Genomic DNA, 670 nt, shown 5'->3' on the forward strand with positions numbered 1-670 from the left:
ACTCCGCCCGCGAGACCCTGCGCTTCGCCCTCGCCCTGGGCGGCGAGGTCCCGCACCAGGCCCAACTCCCCGCCCTCGTCGGGGACGAGCACGCCGACGCCGCCGTGGGCGAACTGCTCGACGGCGGGCTGATCACCGCGGTCGGCGCGCACTACCGGGTGGCCGCCGGCGTCGCCGGGGACCTGGCCGGCGCGGACTGGACCGAGGGCGCCGCCGAGCGCGTCCTGGCCGCCGCCCGGCACTACGCCTGGTGGGCCGGGCACCCCTCCGTCACCCCCGAGCGCATCGCCGCCGAAGCGGACGTGGTCCTCGCCGCGCTCGCCGCCCTCGTCGCCTCCGGCGCGGCGGGACACCCTGCCGCGGCCGTGCTGCTGGCCCGTACGGCCGCGCCGGCGTTCGCGGGCGCGCTGCACTGGAGCGCCTGGGAGCGCGGGCTCCGGCACGGCCAGGAGGCCGCCCGGCTGGCCGGCGAAGTGGGCGAAGAAGCGTATTTCCACCACGAGTTGGGCGTCCTGGCGCTGTGCACCGGCAACCTCGGCCGGGCCCGGGCCGAGCTGGAGGCGTCCACCGGCCTGCGCGGCGTGCTCGCCGACAAGCGCGGCGCCGTCGCCAGTCGCCGGGCGCTCGCCCTGGTCGCCGACCGGTCCCGCCCGGCGCCGGCCCCCGCCCC

General features: G+C 80.0%; 1 pseudogene. It reads left to right on the forward strand.

Annotation, left to right across the window (positions count from 1 at the left end):
- Positions 1-670: pseudogene (locus JNW98_RS13285) on the forward strand (ATP-binding protein); the annotation flags it as partial.

It is taken from the genome of Streptomyces huiliensis (assembly GCF_020037025.1).
Classification (GTDB): domain Bacteria; phylum Actinomycetota; class Actinomycetes; order Streptomycetales; family Streptomycetaceae; genus Streptomyces; species Streptomyces huiliensis.